This is a genomic window from Lachnoclostridium sp. An118 (assembly GCF_002160985.1).
Lineage (GTDB): Bacteria > Bacillota > Clostridia > Lachnospirales > Lachnospiraceae > Claveliimonas > Claveliimonas stercoravium.
The window spans coordinates 1-1700 of record NZ_NFLQ01000048.1 but is presented as its reverse complement, the minus strand read 5'-3'; the positions used below and the strand labels follow the sequence as shown (position 1 = coordinate 1700).

The window sequence follows — 1700 nt, the reverse complement described above, 5'->3', positions numbered from 1 at the left end:
CCAAAAATGAAATTTTAAATTCCACCTCTCCTACGGGTAGTAGCGTTTACTTCTGCACAGTTGATATTTACTCTTTCATACATCCATGGTATGGTTATCTCTCCTTCTGACAGCAGTAGAAGGAGGCTCATCATGAGTAAATATATTCCTGGTAACCAAAAACACCTTACCCTTGAAAACCGTATCTATATCGAAAACGAACTGAACAAGGGCACTTCCTTTAAGGATATTGCCAGGTTCTTGTGCAAGGATCCTACCACAATCTCTAAAGAAGTCAGGGCTCACCGTCTCTCAGATTGGTATCACAAAGGTTCTTTCTATAACGCCAAAAATTTCTGTATTCACCGCTATCACTGCAAGAAGACGAACGCCTGTGGAAAGATTGTCCTGTGCGGGATCAAATGCGCATCCTGTCCTACCTGCAACCAAACTTGCAGAGACTTTGAGAAAGAGCGCTGCGTAAGACTTGACCGGGCTCCTTATGTCTGCAACGGCTGTACGAAAAAAATCAATCACTGCACCATTGCACACAAATACTCTTATAACGCCAGATTCGCTGACAGGAAATACCGGGAAAAACTCCGGGATTCCAGAACAGGGATCAACATGACCAAACGGGAGCTTCGCAAAAAGGACCAGATCATTTCCCCACTGATCGAACAGGGACAGTCTCCCTATCATATCCTGGCAAACCATCCGGAGCTGGATATGTCCGTCCGTACCCTGTATTCGTATCTTGACCAGGGACTCTTTACGGCAAGGAACATAGATCTGAAACGGAAAGTTCATTTCAAACCAAGAAAGTGCCATAAAACACAAATCACGGACAGAGCAGTCTTTAGCAACCGATTATATCATGACTTCTGCTCCCTTGCCCTTACAGACTATGTCCAGATGGATACTGTCCATTCTTCCAGGGAATCAAAAAAGACCCTGCTGACCATGTTTTTCACCAAAGAAAAACTCTTCCTTGCTTTTCTGATGAACCGCTGCACGAAAGGTGCTGTCCGTCTTGTTTTTGACCGTCTGGAAAAGCGCATGGGAACCTATGAATTCGCTTCCGTGTTTGAATATATCCTGACGGACCGGGGTTCTGAATTTGGTGATCCGGATGCTTTGGAAACCGGCGTAAACGGAATACAGCGTTCCAGCATTTATTACTGTGACCCGATGCAGAGCGGGCAGAAGGGCGGACTGGAACAGGCACATACGATGCTCCGGATGATTCTGCCAAAAGGAACCTGTTTTGAGTTCCTTACACAATGGGACATAAACCTGATCGTAAACCATATCAATTCCACACCGAGGGAAAGCCTGGGTGGAAGGACGCCATACAGCGTCGCCTTGGAAACACTTGGAGAAGAGGTCTTAAACGCATTTCAGCTTAGGCCGATTGCCCCGGATGAGGTAAATCTGACGCCTAAGCTGATCCGCTTTAACCACTAATCAACTGATCGAAATCTGCTGTCAGACTGGAAGTAAACGTTTCACATTTTTTAGATGTGGCCGGTGGAATTCAGTCTCGCACACTGTTTTTCAGCGGTCCGTTTCCCATACCCAGAAATCAAGTATTTTTCGATGAGTTTAGCTAATTATAGCAGAAAACAGGAGATTTCGCTTAAAAATTTCCTATAAAATCTGCAAAATATAAAGTATGGTGGAATTTACCCCCGCACTGGAATTTAAAATTTCAATTTAGC

Annotated in this window: 1 protein-coding gene; it reads left to right on the top strand. The window is 44.6% G+C overall.

Translation table 11 applies throughout. The features are described from left to right. Positions 1 to 132 precede the first annotated feature (132 nt). The gene (locus B5E62_RS16610) at positions 133 to 1446 is read left to right on the top strand and encodes an IS30 family transposase (RefSeq protein WP_087175613.1); all 1314 of its coding nucleotides are present in this window, start codon (positions 133 to 135) and stop codon (positions 1444 to 1446) included. The last annotated feature ends 254 nt before the right edge of the window (positions 1447 to 1700 follow it).

What these genes read in the sequence shown, in the direction of transcription:
- B5E62_RS16610 (WP_087175613.1), top strand. Translation starts at nt 133, where the DNA reads ATGAGTAAATATATTCCTGGTAACCAAAAACACCTTACCCTTGAAAAC.